This is a genomic window from Oceanicella actignis, from assembly GCF_900111545.1.
Taxonomy (GTDB): Bacteria; Pseudomonadota; Alphaproteobacteria; order Rhodobacterales; family Rhodobacteraceae; genus Oceanicella; species Oceanicella actignis.
This window is the reverse complement of record NZ_FOHL01000003.1, coordinates 474,015-491,159: the sequence shown is the minus strand read 5'-3', so window position 1 is coordinate 491,159 and position 17,145 is coordinate 474,015. Positions and strand designations below refer to the sequence as shown.

The window sequence follows — 17,145 nt, the reverse complement described above, 5'->3', positions numbered from 1 at the left end:
CTGTGGCTAGGCCTTCGCCTGACCGCCATCCACGCCACCGCGCGCGCGCGCGGCCAAGCTCGAGGAGCCGCCATGTCCGAGATCACCCGCGAGTCCATGGAATACGACGTCGTCATCGTCGGCGCCGGCCCGGCCGGGCTTTCGGCCGCCATCCGGCTCAAGCAGCTGGGAGGCGACGACGTCTCGGTCGTGGTGCTGGAGAAGGGCGCCGAGGTCGGCGCGCACATCCTGTCGGGCGCGGTGCTCGATCCCTCGGGCCTGACGGCCCTCATCCCCGACTGGAAGGAGAAGGGCGCCCCGCTCAACGTCCCGGTGACCGAGGACCGCTTCCTTCTGATGGGCGAGCATGGCGAGCTGCGCATTCCCAACTGGCCCATGCCGCCGCTCATGGACAATCACGGCAACTACATCGTCTCGATGGGCAATGTGTGCCGCTGGATGGCCGAGCAGGCCGAGGCGCTGGGCGTCGAGATCTTCCCGGGCATGTCCTGCTCGGAGCTGGTCTATGGCGAGAACGGCGAGGTGCGCGGCGTGGTCGCGGGCGAGTTCGGGCGCCTGTCCGACGGCACGCCGGGTCCGAATTACGAGCCGGGCATGGAGCTGCTGGGCAAATACGTCTTCCTCGCCGAGGGCGTGCGCGGCTCGCTCTCCAAGCAGGTGATCGCGCGCTACGGCCTCGACGCCAATTCGGACGTGCAGAAATACGGCATCGGCATGAAGGAGATCTGGGAGATCCGCCCCGAGAACCACAAGCCGGGCCAGGTCACGCACACCATGGGCTGGCCGCTGGGCAAGAACGCGGGCGGCGGCTCGTTCATGTATCACGCCGAGAACAATCAGGTGTATATCGGCTTCGTGGTGCATCTGAACTACGAGAACCCGCACCTGTTCCCCTACATGGAGTTCCAGCGCTTCAAGCACCATCCGGCCATCGCCTCGGTGCTCGAGGGCGGCAAGCGCATCGCCTACGGCGCGCGCGCGATCTCCGAGGGCGGCTGGCAGTCGCTGCCCAAGCTGACCTTCCCGGGCGGCGCGCTGCTGGGCTGCTCGGCGGGCATGGTCAACCTGCCGCGCATCAAGGGCAACCACAACGCCATGCTGTCGGGCAAGGCGGCCGCCGAGGCGGCCTTCGAGGCGCTGCGCGCCGGCCGCGCCTCGGACGAGCTGACGGCCTATGAAGAGGAAGTGCGCACCGGCCCCATCGCCCGCGACCTCAAGCCCGTGCGCAACGTCAAGCCGCTGTGGTCGCGCTATGGCCTTCTGGGCGGGCTGGCCCTGGGCGGGCTGGACATGTGGTTCGCGACGCTTGCCCGCGGGCGCACCCTGTTCGGCACGCTGCGCCACGGCAAGACCGACGCCGCCGCCACCGGCCGCGCCGACCGCTTCGAGCGCATCGAATACCCCAAGCCCGATGGCAAGCTCAGCTTCGACCGGCTGACCAACGTGGCCTACTCGTTCACCAATCACGAGGAAAGCCAGCCCTGCCATCTGAAGCTCAAGGATCCCGACATCCCGATCCGCTGGAACCTGCCCAAATACGACGAGCCGGCCCAGCGCTACTGCCCCGCCGGGGTCTACGAGGTGGTCCGAGACGCGCCGGATGCCGAGCCGCGCTTCGTCATCAACTTCCAGAACTGCGTGCACTGCAAGACCTGCGACATCAAGGACCCCGCGCAGAACATCGAATGGACCACGCCCCAGGGCGGCGACGGGCCGAACTATCCCAACATGTGACGCCCGCGCGGGGCGCATGGGACCCGCGCGCCGCCCTGGGCGGGCGCGGGGCCCCTGCGCGGCGCCGCCAAGCCCGGCCCGGGCGCGGGCCAGGGGCGATGCGCGCCGCTTTTCGATCCGGCTGCGCCAGGAGGCGCGCGCGCATGCGCCGGGCTTGCTCGCAGGCGCGCCGCGCCCTCGGGACATTTCCGCCCGCGCCGGAGGCCGGGCCGTGACCGCACGCCCCACAGCGCAGTCAGGGCAGCGCCTGCGCCGGAGGCCGTCCTGGCCGCCGCCGATCGCCGTGCGGCGGCCCGTGGCCCGCGCCGCGCGCAAGGCGAGCGGCGGTTTTCCGAGGGCGCCGCGCAAGGCGTGCAGGAGGTCAGGCATCCTGCCCCGCGCGCCGCGCCCGGCGGGCCCCGCGCGCCGCGCCCGGCGGGAATGCCGCGCTCCGAACGGATCGCTCCGCGGACGGACGCGGCGCGGGCGATCTGCGGACGTCGAGCGCGCCGGCGGCGAAGTCGGCGTTTCCCGAGCGCGCCGAGCGGGGCGACCGGCAGGCGGCGGAATCGCTCGACGCCCGCGGCGTTCCCCGACCGCGTCGGGCAGAGTCCCGGCCCCGTCGGCGCAATGGCGCTTCGGGAGGAGCCGGAGGCCCGCGCGGCGCCGATCTCGGCGGAGTTCGGCCCCGTCGCCGCAATGGCCCGTCGGGCGGGGCTGTTTCGCCGCGATCGTCCCTGACGCCGCGCGCAATCGGCGCTCGGGCGCGAGACCTGGGCCGATGACCAGCCCCCCGCGCGCCAAGCGAGCCGAAGCCCGATCTCCACGCCCTCTCGCGCCTCGCTCTCCAGTCTCGGCCCGCGCGCGCGTCAGACGGCGATCACGGTCTTGCGATCGTCCTCGACGGTGGACGTCTCGGCCCGCTAGCGCGCGCGTCAGGCGGCCGAGGGGGCGGCGCGGCGGGCTCCGCTTTCGGCTCGGCGCGATCGCGCCGGCGCACCCCGGCCGCACCGACCATGGGGCCGCGCCCGCCATCGCGTGCGTCGCCTGGCTCGGGGTTCCCGGGGCGCGCCGCCCAAAGGGCGCGGCGGCCAGGCCGACCGCCGCCGGCCCCTTCAGCGCGACGTCAGGCCGTGATCGCGCATCTTGCGATAGAGCGTCGCGCGCCCCATCCCCAGCTTGCGCGACGCCAGGGCGACGTCCCCGCCATAGCGCGAAAGGGCGGCCGCGATGGCGGCGGCCTCGATTTCCCAGATCGGGCGGATCTCGCCCTCGGCGTCGAAGAAGCCGCCGGCGGGCGCCGACCGCCCGCCGCGGCGCGCGCCCTCGGCCCCGCGCCCGTCGACGCGAAGGCGCGCCGCGTCGCAGGCCTGCGCCGGCGCCCCTCTCGCTTCGGCCCCCGCGCAGGCGGGTCCCTGACCGGCGCCCTGCGTCGGCCGCGCCCGCAAGGCCGCCCTTGCGGCCTCGGCCTCGACCGCCTCGGACGGATGCAGCACCGCGAGGCGCCGCATGACGTTCTCGAGCTCGCGCAGGTTTCCCGGCCAGTCATGCGCCTCGAGCGCGGCCAGCGCCTCGGGGGTCAGCCGGGGCGGCGCGACGCTCTCGGCCTCGGCGGCGCGGCGCGCGAACAGCTCGGCCAGCGGGGCGATGTCCTCGCGGCGCGCGCGCAGCGGCGGCACGCGCAGGCACAGCGCCGACAGGCCAAGGAAAAGCTCCTGCCGGAAACGCCCCGCGGCCGCCTCGTCCGAAAGAGGGCGGTCTGCGGCCGAGATCAGCCGCGCGTTCACGCGCCGCGGCGGCCCGCCGCCAACGCGCGCGATCCGGCCCGTGGCGACGATGCGCGCAAGCCGCGCCTGCGCCCGCGCGGGCAGATCGCAGACCCCGTCGAGGAACAGAACGCCCCCTTCTGCCTCCTCGAACTTGCCCGCAAGCGAGACGTCCGCGCCCGCGCGGCCGAACAGGGCCGCCTCGGCCAGATCGGGGGGCATGGCGGCGCAGTCGAACGCCACGAAGGGCCCATCGCGGCGCGGGCCCTCGGCATGGATCGCGCGGGCGAAGGCCTCCTTGCCGGCGCCGCTCTCGCCCTCGATGAGCAGCGGCGCGTCCGAGCCGGCGAAGCGCCTGGCCAGATCGGCGGCCGCGCGCGCCGCGGGGCTGACGGCGATCAGCGCGTCAAGGCCGCCCGCGGCCGCGGGAGCGGCGGCGCGGCGTTCGGCATGGGCGCCGACGGCCGCGCGCAGGGCCGCCGGATCGACCGGCTTGATCAGCACGTCGCGCGCCCCCGCCCGCGCGGCCCGCACGATGCGCGCAGGCGCCGGATCGACGCTCAGCACCACCACCGGCGGCGCGCCGGGCGGCAGCCGCGACAAGAGCGCAAGCGCGCCGCCCCCGTCCAGATCCATGTCGGCCAGCGCCAGGCGCGGCCGCGGCGCCGCCGACAGCCGACGCAGCGCCGCGGCCAGGTCGGAGGCCTCTTCGACGCGGCGTCCGTCGGTCTCCAGAACCGCGCGCAGATAGCGCCGCACCGCCGGGTCCGCGTCGGCGATCAGCACCGGCGCGGCCTGGCCGCGGGTTGAATCCGCCTTCATTCGCTCACCCCTGCTCGCCTCCTCGGGTGACAGCTTGCGCGAGGGCGGGTTAAAGTGTTGTGTATCCGCGACGCGCAACGATTTATGCGTGTCGTCGGGGCCGCGCGCGCGCCGGACGCATTGAAATCGCAGGCGCTTCGTGCGAAGCGTCGGGACGAGATCGCGCCGCAAGGACGCGATCCGTCAGAATCACAGCCGGGGGACAACGCCCTCGGCGAAAACGAGACGGAGAGAGGGATGAACATGATTTCCCGCATGACCATGGCCGCCGCCGCTCTGGCGGTCGCCGGATGCTCGTCGCTGCCGGGCGCCAATCTTGGCGGGACGTTCACCGCCGAAAGCTATCTGGGCACGTCGATCGAGGGCGGCGACTTCAACGCCGCGCTGGCGCGCGAATACCAGGGCCTGGCGAACCGTTCGGCCACCCAGGACGTGAACTGGATGGACGCGACCGCCTACATCGCCAAGTCCGAAGCGGCCGCCAACGGCGGCGTCGCTCCGTGGTCGCCCGCCGATCTGGGCGTGAGCGCCGACGGCTACGAGAAGACCGTGGCGACCATCACCGAGAACGTCGCCGCGCGCCCGGCCGAGTGCGCCCGCGCGCAGGCCTACTGGGATCAGTATCTCGAGTCGCTCGCCGAGGGCGCGCTGGCCTGCATCTCGGCCGAAGACGCCAAGGCCATGCTGGACGACGCCCTCAAGGCCTGCGCCGGCGTGTCGGCCGACTACGTGGTGTATTTCGGCTTCGACCGTTACGACATCACCAAGGCCGCGCAGGAGGTGATCAACGAGGTCGTCGAGGCCATGCGCGCCTATGCCGAGCCGCTGGTCTCGATCGTCGGCCACACCGACACGGTCGGCACCTTCGAGTACAACCAGAAGCTGTCCGAGCGCCGCGCCGAAGCGGTGAAGAAGGCCCTTCTGGCCCGCGCCGCCGCGCAGAACGTCAAGGTGGGCAACGTGACCACCGCGGGCCGTTCGGAGGCCGAGCTGGCCGTGCCGACCCCGGACAACGTGCGCGAGCCGCGCAACCGTCGCGCCACCATCGCGATCTCGGAGTGATCCGGGCTTGACGGCGCCGGGTCCGACCCGGCGCCCGCCTGCAACGCCCCGCGCCCCCAGGGCCGCGGGGCGTTTTCATGCGCGGGGCTTGGAATCGCGCGCGGCGCGCCCCATCTCTTGCCTATGAACCGACACAGGACGCATCTTGCCGCGGCGCTTGTCCTTGCGCTGGCCGCGCCGGCGGCGGCCGAGCCCCCCGGCGCCGGCCCCGACGCCCCGCCCGAACGGCCGCTGGCCGAAGAGCTGGAGCGCGCCGCGCGCGACGCGCTCGAATCCCTGACGCGCCAGCTCGGCCCAGCGCTGCGCGGGCTTCAGGAAACGCTGGGCGCGCTCGACGACTACGACGCGCCGCGGATCCTGCCCAACGGCGACATCCTGATCCCGCGCAAGCGCCCGTCGCCCGCGCCCCCCGATGCGCCCGAGCACGCGCCCGACACCGACGCGCCCGAGACGCTCGAGCTCTGATCCCCTTCCCCTGCGCCGCCCAAGGCGTTACCTGAGCGCAGGAACGACCGACCACATCCCATCCGGAGGCCCCACATGCGCCAGACGCCACCGCTCGCCCCCCTGCCCCGCACATTCCCGGCCAGCGAGGCCGCGCGCGAGGGCGGCGGCGCGCCGCTGGGCGATCTGCCCGAGTGGAACCTGGACGACCTCTACCCCGGCATGGACAGCCCCGAGCTGCGCCGCGACCTGGACTGGGCGCGCAACGAGGCCGCCGCCTTCGCCGCCGATCTCGAGGGACGCCTGGCCGCGCTCGACGGCGCGGGGCTGGCCGAGGCGGTGCGCCGCTACGAGAAGCTGCAGCAGGTGCTGGGGCGCATCATGTCCTATGCCGGCCTGCTCTATTACCAGAACACCGCCGACCCGGCGCGCGCCAAGTTCATGGGCGACATGCAGGAGGAGGTGACGCGCATCACCACGCCGCTGGTGTTCTTCACGCTCGAGCTCAACCGCATCGACGACGAGGCCCTGGCCCGCGCCCTGGCCGACCCCGAGCTTGCGCGCTACAAGCCTTGGCTCGACCGGCTGCGCGCCTTCCGCCCCTACCAGCTGTCGGACGAGCTGGAGAAGTTCCTGCACGACCAGTCGGTGGTCGGCGCCGCGGCCTGGAACCGCCTGTTCGACGAGACCATGGCGCGGCTGACCTTCGAGGTCGAGGGCGAGGAGCTGCCCCTCGAGGCGACGCTGACGCTGCTTTCGGACGCCGACCGCGGCAAGCGCGCCGCCGCCGCCGCCGCGCTGAGCGAGGTCTTCGCGCAGAACCTGCCCCTGTTCGTGCGCATCACCAACACGCTGGTCAAGGAGAAGGAGATCGAGGACCGCTGGCGCAAGCTGCCCACGCCGCAGATGGCGCGCCACCTGTCCAACCAGGTCGAGCCCGAGGTCGTGCAGGCCCTGCGCGATGCGGTGGTGGCGGCCTATCCGCGCCTTTCGCACCGCTATTACGCGCTCAAGGCCCGTTGGCTGGGGCTGGACAAGCTTCAGCACTGGGACCGCAACGCCCCGCTGCCCGAGGAAGAGGACCGCAAGATCCCCTGGGACGAGGCGCGGCGCATCGTGCTCGAGGCCTATGCCGACTTCTCGCCGCGGATGGCCGAGCTGGCCGAGCCCTTCTTCGACAAGGGCTGGATCGACGCGCCGGTCAAGCCGGGCAAGGCGCCCGGCGCCTTCGCCCACCCCACCGTGACCGACGTGCATCCCTATGTGATGCTCAACTATCTGGGCAAGACGCGCGACGTGATGACCCTGGCGCATGAGCTGGGCCATGGCGTGCATCAGCGCCTGGCCGCCGCCCAGGGCGAGCTTCTGTCCTCGACGCCGCTGACCCTGGCCGAGACCGCCAGCGTCTTCGGCGAGATGCTGACCTTCCGCAAGCTTCTGGCCGCGCAGACCGATCCGCGTCGGCGCAAGGCGCTGCTGGCCGGCAAGGTCGAGGACATGATCAACACCGTCGTGCGTCAGATCGCCTTTTACGACTTCGAGTCGCGCGTGCACGAGGCGCGCCGTGAGGGCGAGCTGACGGCCGAGCGCATCGGCCGCATCTGGCTGGACGTGCAGAGCGAAAGCCTGGGCCCGGCCTTCGAGTTCGCGCCCGGCTACGAGAACTTCTGGACCTATGTGCCCCACTTCATCCACTCGCCCTTCTACGTCTACGCCTATGCGTTCGGCGACGGGCTGGTGAACGCGCTCTACGCCGTCTACGAGGAGGGCGACCCGGATTTCGAGCGCAAGTATTTCGACCTGCTCGCCGCGGGCGGCGCGAAGTCGTATCGCGAGCTTCTGGCCCCCTTCGGGCTGGACGCCTCGGATCCGGGCTTCTGGGACAAGGGTCTGGGGCTGATCGCCTCGATGATCGACGAGCTCGAGGCGATGGAAGGCTGAGCGCCCCGCCATGGCCGCGGCCGGCGGGGCGCCGAGCCGGCGGGGCTCAGTCCTCGCCGGCCTCCTCGGCTTCGGCGCGCGGCGGGCGCGGCGGGCGGCCGATCACGTCGCGCAGCTCGTCCAGCTCGATAAAGTTGTCGGCCTGGCGGCGCAGCTCGTCGGCGATCATGGGCGGGTTCGAGCGGATGGTCGAGACCACCGACACCCGCACGCCCTTGCGCTGGATGCCCTTGACCAGCGGGCGGAAATCGCCGTCGCCCGAGAACAGCACCATGTGATCGATGCGCGGCGCCAGCTCCATGGCGTCGACGGCCAGCTCGATGTCCATGTTGCCCTTGACCTTGCGCCGGCCCATGGAATCGGTGAATTCCTTGGCCGCCTTGGTCACCATGGTGAAGCCGTTGTAGTCCAGCCAATCCACCAGGGGTCGGATCGGCGAATATTCCTGATCCTCGACCAGGGCGGTGTAGTAGAAGGCCCGCACCAGCTTGCCGCGCCGCATGAACTCGCTGCGCAACAGCTTGTAGTCGATGTCGAAGCCCAGCGCCTTGGCTGCGGCGTAGAGGTTCGACCCGTCTATGAAGAGGGCCAGTCTTTCGTCACGGTAGAACATGAGCACTCCTGAAAATGAGGCGCCGGGCCGGCCGTCACGAGCCGCGGGGATGCCAGGCGCATGGCGCTGGAAAATATCGCCTCTGCTGAATGTTGCAATCGCAAGCGGGCGCGGACGATGACTTTATGCCTGATCGCGCTGGGCGCCAACCTTCCGGCGGGAGAGCGGACGCCCGCGCAGACGCTGGACGAGGCGCTTGCGCGGCTTGCGGCCGAGGGGGTGCGCCCCATCCGCGTCAGCCGGTGGTGGCGCACCCCCGCCCATCCGCCGGGATCTGGTCCCGATTTCGTCAACGGCGCGGCGGCGTGCGAATCGGCCCTGCCGGCCGAGGGCGTGCTGGCCGCCCTGCACTGGGTCGAGGACGCGCTGGGGCGCGCGCGCCCGGCGCGCTGGGCGCCGCGCAGCTGCGATCTGGACCTGATCGACTGGGGCGGGCGCATCGCCCCCGACGCGGACGAGCTGCGCCGATGGATGGCGCTGGGCGACCGGGCCGGCGCCCTGCCCGCCCCGGACCGGCTGATCCTGCCGCACCCGCGCGCGCATGAACGCGCCTTCGTCCTGGCGCCGCTGGCCGAGGTCGCGCCCGCCTGGCGCCACCCGATTTCGGGCTTGACGGCGGCGCAGATGCTGGCGGCGCTGGGTCCGGGGGCGATGGCGGGCATGTCGCCGCTGCCCGCCGGCTCCTGAGCGCCGCCGCCCTTCGCCCCTGGCCCGCGCCCCTTGCCTTTCGCCCTCAAGGGGTCTAGATAAGCGACTTCCCGTTCACAGAACACCGGAGCGCCCGCATGGCCCGCGTCACCGTAGAAGATTGCGTGGACAAGATCCCGAACCGGTTCGACCTGGTCGTTCTGGCCGCCCATCGCGCGCGGCAGATCTCTTCCGGCGCGCCGATCACCGTCGAGCGCGACAACGACAAGAACCCCGTCGTCGCCCTGCGCGAGATCGCCGAAGAGACGATCGACCCCCGCGATCTGGAAGAGTCGGCGATCCGCGACTTCCAGCGCCAGATCGAGGTGGACGAGCCCGAAGAGGACGACATGCCGCGCCTGATGGGCGCCCTCGAAGAGGACAAGCCCGAAGACGACGGGCTGAACGAGGAAGAGATGCTGCGCCGCCTGCTGGCCGAGCAGGGCAAGGCCTGACGCGGCCATGCCGCATGTGACCCGGAGCGCGCCTTGATCCGTCCGCACGAGCTGGTCGAGCGCATCCGGGCCTACAACCCCAACACGGACGAAGCGCTCCTGAACGCGGCCTACGTGTTCGGGGCGCGCGCCCATGCCGGGCAGTTCCGCAAGTCGGGCGAGCCCTACTGGAACCACCCGGTCGAGGTCGCCAACATCCTGGCCGAGCTGCATCTGGACGACGCCACGATCGTCACCGCGCTGCTGCACGACACGGTCGAGGACACGCCCGCCACCCATGAAGAGCTGCGCGAGCTGTTCGGCGAAGAGATCGCCCAGCTCGTCGACGGCGTGACCAAGCTGACCAAGCTGCAGCTCAGCTCGGCCGAGGCCGAGCAGGCCGAGAACCTGCGCAAGCTGCTGCTTGCCATGTCCAAGGACGTGCGCGTGCTGCTGGTCAAGCTGGCCGACCGGCTGCACAACATGCGCACCATCGCGCACATGCCCCCGCACAAGCAGGAGCAGAAGGCGCGCGAGACCATGGAGATCTACGCGCCGCTGGCCGGGCGCATGGGCATGCAGTCCATGCGCGAAGAGCTCGAGGACCTGGCCTTCCGCGTGCTCAACCCCGACGCGCGCCGCTCGATCATGCGCCGCTTCGTGCAGCTGAAGAAGGAGACGGGCGACCTCATCCCGCAGATCACCGAGGACATCCGCGCCGCCCTGGCCGCCGAGGGCGTCAGCGCCCAGGTCACCGGCCGCGAGAAGCGCCCCTACTCGATCTGGCGCAAGATGCAGGAGAAGGGCGAGGAATTCTCGCGCCTGTCCGACATCTACGGCTTCCGCATCATCACCGAGACCGAAAGCGACTGCTACCGCGCGCTGGGCGCGGTGCATCGGCGCTGGCGCGCGGTGCCGGGCCGCTTCAAGGACTACATCAGCCAGCCCAAGTCGAACGGCTACCGCTCGATCCACACCACCGTCTCGGGCCGCGACGCCAAGCGCGTCGAGGTGCAGATCCGCACGCGCCAGATGCACGAGGTGGCCGAAAGCGGCATCGCCGCGCACTGGTCCTACAAGGACGGCGCGCGGGTCGACAATCCCTTCGCCGCCGACCCCTTCCAGTGGCTGCGCAACCTGACCGAAAGCTTCGAGCAGGCCGAGAACCCGAACGAGTTTCTCGAGCATGTGAAGCTCGAGATGTTCCAGGACCAGGTGTTCTGCTTCACGCCCAAGGGCAAGGTCATCAAGCTGCCGCGCGGGGCGACGCCCATCGACTTCGCCTACGCCATCCACACCCGCATCGGCGACAGCTGCGTGGGCGCCAAGATCGACGGACGCCGCGCGCCGCTGTGGACCAAGCTGCGCAACGGGCAGACGGTCGAGATCATCCGCGCCGACGCCCAGCGCCCCCAGCCCGTCTGGGAGCAGATGGTCGTCACCGGCCGCGCCAAGCAGGCCATCCGCCGCGCCCTGCGCACCGAGCAGCGCGCCGCCGAGATCCGCATGGGCCGCGAGATCGCCCGCCAGGCCTTCGAGCGCGCGGGCCAGGAGCTGAGCGACAAGGCCCTGTCCACCGCCGCGCGCCTCATGGGCTTTGCCTCGCGCGACGACCTGCTGCAGGCTTTGGGCGCGGCCGACGTCACCGGCGCGCAGGTCGTCGCCGCGCTGTTCCCCGCCGCGGCCGGCCAGGCGCCGCCTGCGCCCGCGCGGGGCGAGGGGCCGGGGGTGATCGGCGTCAGCCGCGCGCACAAGGTGCGATTCGGCCCCTGCTGCGCGCCCGTGCCCGGCGACCGGATCGTGGGCATCGCGCGCAAGGGCAAGGGTGTGACGGTTCACGCCATCGACTGCCCTATTCTGGCGGCGTATGAAGACAAGCCCGAGCTGTGGCTGGATCTGCGCTGGGACGAGCGCGCCGCGCAGGCGCATCAGACCTCGATCAGCCTGACCTTCGCGCATGAGCGCGGCGCCCTGGCCCGGGTCTGCGCGGTGATCGCCGAGATGAACGCCGACATCGTGCAGCTCGAGTTCAACGACCGCAAACCGGATTTTTACCGGGCGCGGATAGACCTTGAAGTGCGGGACGTGAAGCATGTGAGCCAGATCGTGACCATGCTGGACGCGCAGCCGATCGTCACCGAGGTGCGCCGGATCATGCCGGCGCTGCTCGACCCCGCCGGCTTCGCCGACGAAGGCCCCGGGCCCGAGGCGGCGGGCGACGAAGGCGTCGCCGCTCAAACGCGCGACGCGGCGCCCCGGGGCGCGGCCGAAGACGGCGCGCAGCGCCCGGCCGGGCCAGACGGCGCGGGCGGCGCGGATGCCGGCGACGGCGCTGCGGAAGGCAGGGGCGGCGCGGACCGTGCGTCCGCCGAGGGCGGCGCGGGCGGCAAGGACGGCGCGGCGCCCGAAACCGGCGCCGCGGCGGACCGCGCGCGCGGCGCGGGCGACGAGGGCGGCGCCGAGGGCGGCGCCGCGCCGCAGGACCGCGCGCCCGTCGCGCAACGCAGGGGCGGCGCGGGCGGCGCGGGCGGCGCGACGCCGGACACCGGCGCGGCCGAGGCGCGCCCCGCCTCCGGAGCGGAGGTGGAGAACGACATGGCGGGCCTGTTCAAGACCGGACCGCTGCGCACGCATGGACCCGAATCGGGCTGAAAGGCCGAAGCCATGATCTTCAAGAGGCGCGACAAAGCCCCGGTCCTGGTTCGCCTGCGCGAGCTTCTGGTCCCGCGCAAGGGGTGGCGGCGCGGCTATCTCTACATCGGCAAGCGCATGCAGCGCCTGCCCGACACCCCCCACCGCATCGCGCTGGGCTTCGCCTGCGGCGTGTTCGTCTCGTTCACCCCGTTCTTCGGACTGCATTTCGTGCTGGCCGCGGCGCTGGCCTGGCTCTTGGGCGGCAACATCCTGGCCTCGGCGCTGGGCACCTTCGTGGGCAATCCCGCGACCTTTCCCGTCATCGCCGGCTCGGCGCTCTATATCGGCTTTCACCTGACCGGCGTCCATGTGCCGCCGCCGCAGGACTTCTCGCTGGGCTGGCTGTGGGCGAACCTCGAAAGCATCCTCGTGCCCTATCTGCTGGGCGGTCTCGGCCCCGGCCTGATCTGCGCGTGGGGGTTCTATGCGCTGGTGCGCCCGATCGTGGCCGCGTATCAGAGCCGCCGGCGCGAGCGGCTGATGGCGGCGGCGCGCCGGCGCGTGCACGAACACGCCAACCGCCTGCGCGCGCGCAAGGCGCGCCGGCGCGGCGGCGACGAGGCGGCCGCCGACGACGCCGCCTGACCCCCTCCGCCGCTGGACATGCGCCCGCGCCGCTGGCCAAATGCGCCCACGGCGCGATCGCCGATCGCAGGCAGACGACCACAGGCAGGAGCAGCCCATGAGCCCCTCGCAACCGCGCAAGCTCAGGCTTGGCGTCAACATCGACCACGTCGCCACCATCCGCAACGCGCGCGGCGGCCCGCACCCCGACCCGCTGCGCGCCGCGCGCATGGCCGAGGCCGCCGGCGCCGACGGCATCACCGCGCATCTGCGCGAGGATCGCCGCCACATCACCGATGCGGACATCGCCGCGCTGGCGGCGGCGATCTCGGCGCCCCTGAACCTCGAGATGGCGGCCACCGACGAGATGCAGGCCATCGCCCTGCGCCACAGGCCGCACGCCGTCTGCATCGTCCCCGAAAAGCGGCAGGAGCGCACGACCGAGGGCGGGCTCGACGTGGCCGGCGACGAGGCGCGCCTGGCCGCCTTCATCGCCCCGCTGCGCGCGGCGGGCTGCCGGGTGTCGCTTTTCGTCGCGGCCGAGCGCGCGCAGATCGAGGCCGCCGCGCGCATCGGCGCGCAGGTGGTCGAGCTGCACACCGGCGCCTATTGCGACGCCCATCACGAGGGCCGCTTCGACGACCGCGACGCCGAGCTGGTGCGCCTGCGCGAGATGGCGGCGCTGGCCGGGGCGCTGGGGCTCGAGGTGCATGCCGGTCACGGGCTGACCTACGACACCGTCGCCCCGGTGGCCCGGATCCCCCAGATCGTCGAGCTGAACATCGGCCATTTCCTGATCGGAGAGGCCATCTTCGTCGGGCTCGAGGCCTCGATCGCGCGCATGCGGGCGCTGATGGACGCGGCGCGCGCGCAAGGCGGGGCGGCATGATCCTGGGCGTCGGCGCGGATCTGGCGGACATCCGCCGCATCGAGCGCACGCTCGAACGCTTCGGCGAGCGCTTCGTGCAGCGCGTCTTCACCGAGATCGAGCAGGCGAAATCCGAGCGCCGCCGCGCCCGCGCCGCCTCCTACGCCAAGCGCTGGGCCGCCAAGGAGGCCTGCGCCAAGGCCCTGGGCACGGGGCTGCGCATGGGCGTGGCCTGGCGCGAGATGGGCGTGGTCAACCTGCCCTCGGGCCAGCCCACCATGCGCCTGACCGGCGGCGCGGCGGCGCGGCTGGCGGCGCTGACCCCGCCGGGGCGCGAGGCCGTGATCCACCTGACGATCACCGACGATCACCCATGGGCGCAGGCCTTCGTGGTGATCGAGGCAAGGCCCGCCGCGCCCGCCCGCTGACCGGTCCGGGCCTTGCTTGACATGGCCGGGGCCAGGCGCGACAACGCGGCGGCGGGAAGGCGCCCGCGGGAATGGATGAATGCGCATGGCCAAGAAGAAGGAAGGTCTGGGCGAGCTGCTCAAGACCGTTGTCTACGCGCTGCTGATCGCGGGCGCGTTCCGCAGCTTCCTGTTCCAGCCCTTCTGGATTCCCTCGGGCTCGATGAAGTCGACGCTGCTGATCGGCGATTTCCTGTTCGTGTCGAAATACGCCTACGGCTACTCGCGCCACTCCTTCCCCTTCTCGGCCGTGCCGATCCCCGGCCGCATCCTGGCCCGCCAGCCCGAGCGCGGCGACGTCATCGTGTTCAAGCATCCCCGCTCGGGCGAGGATTACGTCAAGCGCCTGATCGGCCTGCCCGGCGACCGGATCCAGATGCGCAAGGGCATCCTCTACATCAACGGCCAGGCCGCGCCCCAGCGCCCCGACGGCGTCTTCATCGAGCCCATCGACCCCGGCGCCAACCTGGCCTGCAAGGCCTACCCGCGCATCGACGGCGAGGTGATGTGCCTCAAGGAGCGCTTCATCGAGACCCTGCCCGGCGGGCGCGAGCACATCGTCCTGAACGCCGACGACAACGACAAGCCATTCACCGACAACACCCGCGAATTCGTGGTGCCCGAGGGGCATTACTTCTTCATGGGCGACAACCGCGACAATTCCAACGACAGCCGCCAGGGCGTGGGCATGGTCCCGTTCGAGAACCTGGTCGGCCGCGCCGATCTGATCGCGCTCAGCTTCGCGGGCCGCTTCTGGGAGGTCTGGAACTGGCGCGCCGACCGCTTCTTCGTGGCGGTCCGATGACGCGGGCGGGGGGCGCATGAGCCGGCGCGAGCTGGCCGCCCATGCGCGGCGCCTGTCGCAGGCGCTGGGGGCGCCGCTGCAGCCCAGCGACCTGCTGGAAGAGGCGCTGACGCACCCATCCGCCTCGTCGCCGGCGCGCGCGGACAATCAGCGCCTCGAATTCCTGGGCGACCGCGTTCTGAACCTGGTGCTGGCCGAGGCCTTGCTGGCCCGCCACCCCGACGAGCCCGAGGGCCGCATCGCCGCGCGCTACAACGCCCTGGTGCGCAAGGAGACCTGCGCGCAGATCGCCGCGCAGATCGGGCTGGGCGAGGCCATGCGCCTTGGCCGCTCCGAGAAGCTGACCGGCGGGCGGCGCAAGCAGGCCATGCTGGGCGACGCGATGGAGGCGCTGATCGCGGCGGTCTATCTCGAACACGGGCTGGACGCCGCGCGCGCCGCCATCCTGCGCCTGTGGGGGCCGCGCCTCGAGGCGGCCGGGGACGAGCCGCCCACCGACGCCAAGTCCGCCTTGCAGAAATGGGCGCAGGCGCGCGGCATGGAGCCGCCGCGATACGCCACCATCTCGCGCGAGGGCGCCGACCACGCCCCCGTCTTCACCGTCGCGGCGCGTCTTGCCGACGGGCGCGAGGCCACCGCCTCGGCCCCGTCCAAGCGCGCCGCGCAGCAGGCCGCCGCCGCCCGCCTTCTCGATCAGCTGGAGTCCGATGATGCCTGACGTCGAAGCCCCCGCCGCGGCGCCGACGCGCTGCGGCTTCGTTGCCCTGATCGGCGAGCCGAACGCCGGAAAATCCACCCTGCTCAACCGCATGGTCGGCGCCAAGGTGTCGATCGTCACGCACAAGGTGCAGACCACGCGCGCGCGCATCCGCGGCATCGCCGTCGAGGGCGCGGCGCAGATCGTGTTCGTGGACACGCCGGGCCTGTTCCGCCCGCGCCGGCGCCTCGACCGCGCCATGGTCGCGGCCGCCTGGGGCGGCGCCGAGGACGCCGATGTGGTGGCGCTGATGATCGAGGCCCATCGCGGCCTGACCGAGGGCGTGGAAGAGATCCTGCGCGCCCTCGAAGAGCGCGCCCGCCCCGCGCAGACCGTCATCCTGGTCATCAACAAGATCGACCGCGTGCGCCGCGAGAAGCTGCTCGAGCTGGCCGCCCGCATGAACGAGCGCCACCCCTTCGCGGCCACCTTCATGATCTCGGCCGAGAAGGGCGACGGCGTCGCCGATCTGCGCCGCTGGCTGGCCGAACGCATGCCCGAGGGTCCGTGGCTGTATCCCGAGGACCAGATCGCCGATCTGCCGCTGCGCATGATCGCCGCCGAGATCACGCGCGAGAAGCTGACCCTGCGCCTGCATCAGGAGCTGCCCTACCAGCTGACCGTCGAGACCGAGAGCTGGGAAGAGCGCAAGGACGGCTCGGTGCGCATCGAGCAGGTGATCTACGTCGCGCGCGACGGCCACAAGGGCATCGTGCTCGGCCGCAAGGGCGAGACGATCAAGCAGATCGGCGCCCAGGCGCGCGAAGAGCTGACCCGCCTGCTGGGGCGCCCGGCGCATCTGTTCCTTGACGTGCGCGCCCGCCCCAGCTGGATGGACGAGCCCGAGCGCTATCAGGAAATGGGGCTCGACTTCCGCGACGCCGGCAAGTCATGAGCGCGCCGCGCCTGCGCGCCGAATTCTGGGTGCACGCCTATCTGGCGCGGCTGCGTCTGAACGACATCCCCGCCTATGTGACCGCCCATGGCGACGACCACGCCGGCGCGGTGATCGTCAAGGTCAACACCCTGGACGGGCGCGCGCGCGCCCATGCGCGCAGTCTCGGCCCGTCGGGCGAGCGCGTGTGGACCGTTCTCGCCGAAGGCGACGAGGCCGAGGTGGACGCCTCTCTGGCGCGCCAGCGCGCCTTCGACCCGGATCTGTGGATCATCGAGGTCGAGGACCGCGAGGGGCGCGCGCTGCTCGACGAGCCGGGGCTCGAATGAGCCCCGGCGGCGGCGCAGGCCCGCAGATGGGCTTCGACGCCGCGCGGGCCGCCGCATCGGCAAGACCGCCCGCGCCGCCGCGCGCGGCGCCCCATCGCGCCGGTCAGGGGCCGCGCCGCGCCTGACCGCGCGTCCGCCCCGGGGCCGCGCCGCGCGCAATGGCCTGTCCTCGGCCCTCGCGTCGCAGGCGCCGTAGCGACGCACGCGCAAGCCGCGGGACGATCTGCGCGGCGCGCCGCGCCGCGGGCGCCGACCGACCGCGCGCCGGGCCCCGGACGCCGCGG

16 protein-coding genes are annotated in these 17,145 nt (G+C 72.3%); 14 read left to right on the top strand and 2 right to left on the bottom strand.

The window, feature by feature from the left end; all coding sequences use genetic code 11:
* The first annotated feature begins 72 nt into the window (after positions 1-72).
* Positions 73-1,734: an electron transfer flavoprotein-ubiquinone oxidoreductase gene (locus BMW67_RS07490; RefSeq protein WP_072746168.1), complete on the top strand. Its 1,662-nt coding sequence runs from the start codon at positions 73-75 to the stop codon at positions 1,732-1,734.
* A gap of 1,094 nt (positions 1,735-2,828) precedes the next feature.
* On the opposite strand, the gene BMW67_RS07485 is transcribed toward BMW67_RS07490, so the two are convergent.
* Positions 2,829-4,301, bottom strand: coding sequence for a sigma-54-dependent transcriptional regulator (locus BMW67_RS07485; protein WP_072746169.1), 1,473 nt, complete (start codon positions 4,299-4,301; stop codon positions 2,829-2,831).
* A 237-nt stretch (positions 4,302-4,538) separates the two neighbouring features.
* Between BMW67_RS07485 and BMW67_RS16145 the strand changes: the two genes are divergently transcribed.
* The 3 genes from BMW67_RS16145 to BMW67_RS07470 all read left to right on the top strand — a co-directional run bounded on the left by BMW67_RS16145 (position 4,539) and on the right by BMW67_RS07470 (position 7,748).
* Positions 4,539-5,363, top strand: coding sequence for an OmpA family protein (locus BMW67_RS16145; RefSeq protein ID WP_072746170.1), 825 nt, complete (start codon positions 4,539-4,541; stop codon positions 5,361-5,363).
* A gap of 123 nt (positions 5,364-5,486) precedes the next feature.
* On the top strand, positions 5,487-5,828 hold the full coding sequence (locus BMW67_RS07475) for a hypothetical protein (RefSeq protein ID WP_072746171.1): 342 nt from the start codon (positions 5,487-5,489) through the stop codon (positions 5,826-5,828).
* Positions 5,829-5,903: 75 nt separating this feature from the next.
* A complete protein-coding gene (locus BMW67_RS07470; RefSeq protein ID WP_072746172.1) occupies positions 5,904-7,748 on the top strand; it encodes a M3 family oligoendopeptidase in 1,845 nt (614 codons plus the stop codon).
* 46 nt (positions 7,749-7,794) lie between these two features.
* Here BMW67_RS07470 and BMW67_RS07465 read toward each other — a convergent pair whose 3' ends face one another.
* Complete coding sequence (locus BMW67_RS07465; protein WP_072746173.1) at positions 7,795-8,361, bottom strand: LabA-like NYN domain-containing protein; 567 nt, start codon at positions 8,359-8,361, stop codon at positions 7,795-7,797.
* Between the two features lie 117 nt (positions 8,362-8,478).
* On the opposite strand from BMW67_RS07465, the gene folK reads away from it, so the two are divergent.
* From folK to BMW67_RS07415, 10 genes are all read left to right on the top strand, one after another.
* Positions 8,479-9,048, top strand: a complete 570-nt coding sequence (folK, locus tag BMW67_RS07460; RefSeq protein ID WP_072746174.1) for a 2-amino-4-hydroxy-6-hydroxymethyldihydropteridine diphosphokinase — start codon at positions 8,479-8,481, stop codon at positions 9,046-9,048.
* 98 nt (positions 9,049-9,146) lie between these two features.
* On the top strand, positions 9,147-9,503 hold the full coding sequence (gene rpoZ / locus BMW67_RS07455; RefSeq protein ID WP_072746175.1) for a DNA-directed RNA polymerase subunit omega: 357 nt from the start codon (positions 9,147-9,149) through the stop codon (positions 9,501-9,503).
* 33 nt (positions 9,504-9,536) lie between these two features.
* On the top strand, positions 9,537-12,134 hold the full coding sequence (locus BMW67_RS07450) for a RelA/SpoT family protein (protein ID WP_072746176.1): 2,598 nt from the start codon (positions 9,537-9,539) through the stop codon (positions 12,132-12,134).
* Between the two features lie 12 nt (positions 12,135-12,146).
* Positions 12,147-12,761 (top strand): DUF2062 domain-containing protein, encoded by a 615-nt coding sequence (locus tag BMW67_RS07445; RefSeq protein ID WP_072746177.1) that lies wholly within the window; start codon positions 12,147-12,149, stop codon positions 12,759-12,761.
* A gap of 97 nt (positions 12,762-12,858) precedes the next feature.
* Positions 12,859-13,629 (top strand): pyridoxine 5'-phosphate synthase, encoded by a 771-nt coding sequence (locus BMW67_RS07440; RefSeq protein ID WP_072746178.1) that lies wholly within the window; start codon positions 12,859-12,861, stop codon positions 13,627-13,629.
* The gene (gene acpS / locus BMW67_RS07435; RefSeq protein WP_072746179.1) at positions 13,626-14,036 is read left to right on the top strand and encodes a holo-ACP synthase; all 411 of its coding nucleotides are present in this window, start codon (positions 13,626-13,628) and stop codon (positions 14,034-14,036) included. The genes BMW67_RS07440 and acpS overlap by 4 nt, the downstream gene beginning before the upstream one ends.
* 85 nt (positions 14,037-14,121) lie before the next feature.
* A complete protein-coding gene (gene lepB, locus BMW67_RS07430) occupies positions 14,122-14,880 on the top strand; it encodes a signal peptidase I (protein ID WP_072746554.1) in 759 nt (252 codons plus the stop codon).
* 16 nt (positions 14,881-14,896) lie between these two features.
* A complete protein-coding gene (gene rnc, locus BMW67_RS07425) occupies positions 14,897-15,598 on the top strand; it encodes a ribonuclease III (protein WP_072746180.1) in 702 nt (233 codons plus the stop codon).
* Positions 15,591-16,532, top strand: coding sequence for a GTPase Era (gene era / locus BMW67_RS07420; protein WP_072746181.1), 942 nt, complete (start codon positions 15,591-15,593; stop codon positions 16,530-16,532). The genes rnc and era overlap by 8 nt, the downstream gene beginning before the upstream one ends.
* Positions 16,529-16,861, top strand: a complete 333-nt coding sequence (locus BMW67_RS07415; RefSeq protein ID WP_072746182.1) for a DUF1491 family protein — start codon at positions 16,529-16,531, stop codon at positions 16,859-16,861. Before era ends, BMW67_RS07415 begins: the two co-directional genes overlap by 4 nt.
* Positions 16,862-17,145 lie beyond the last annotated feature (284 nt).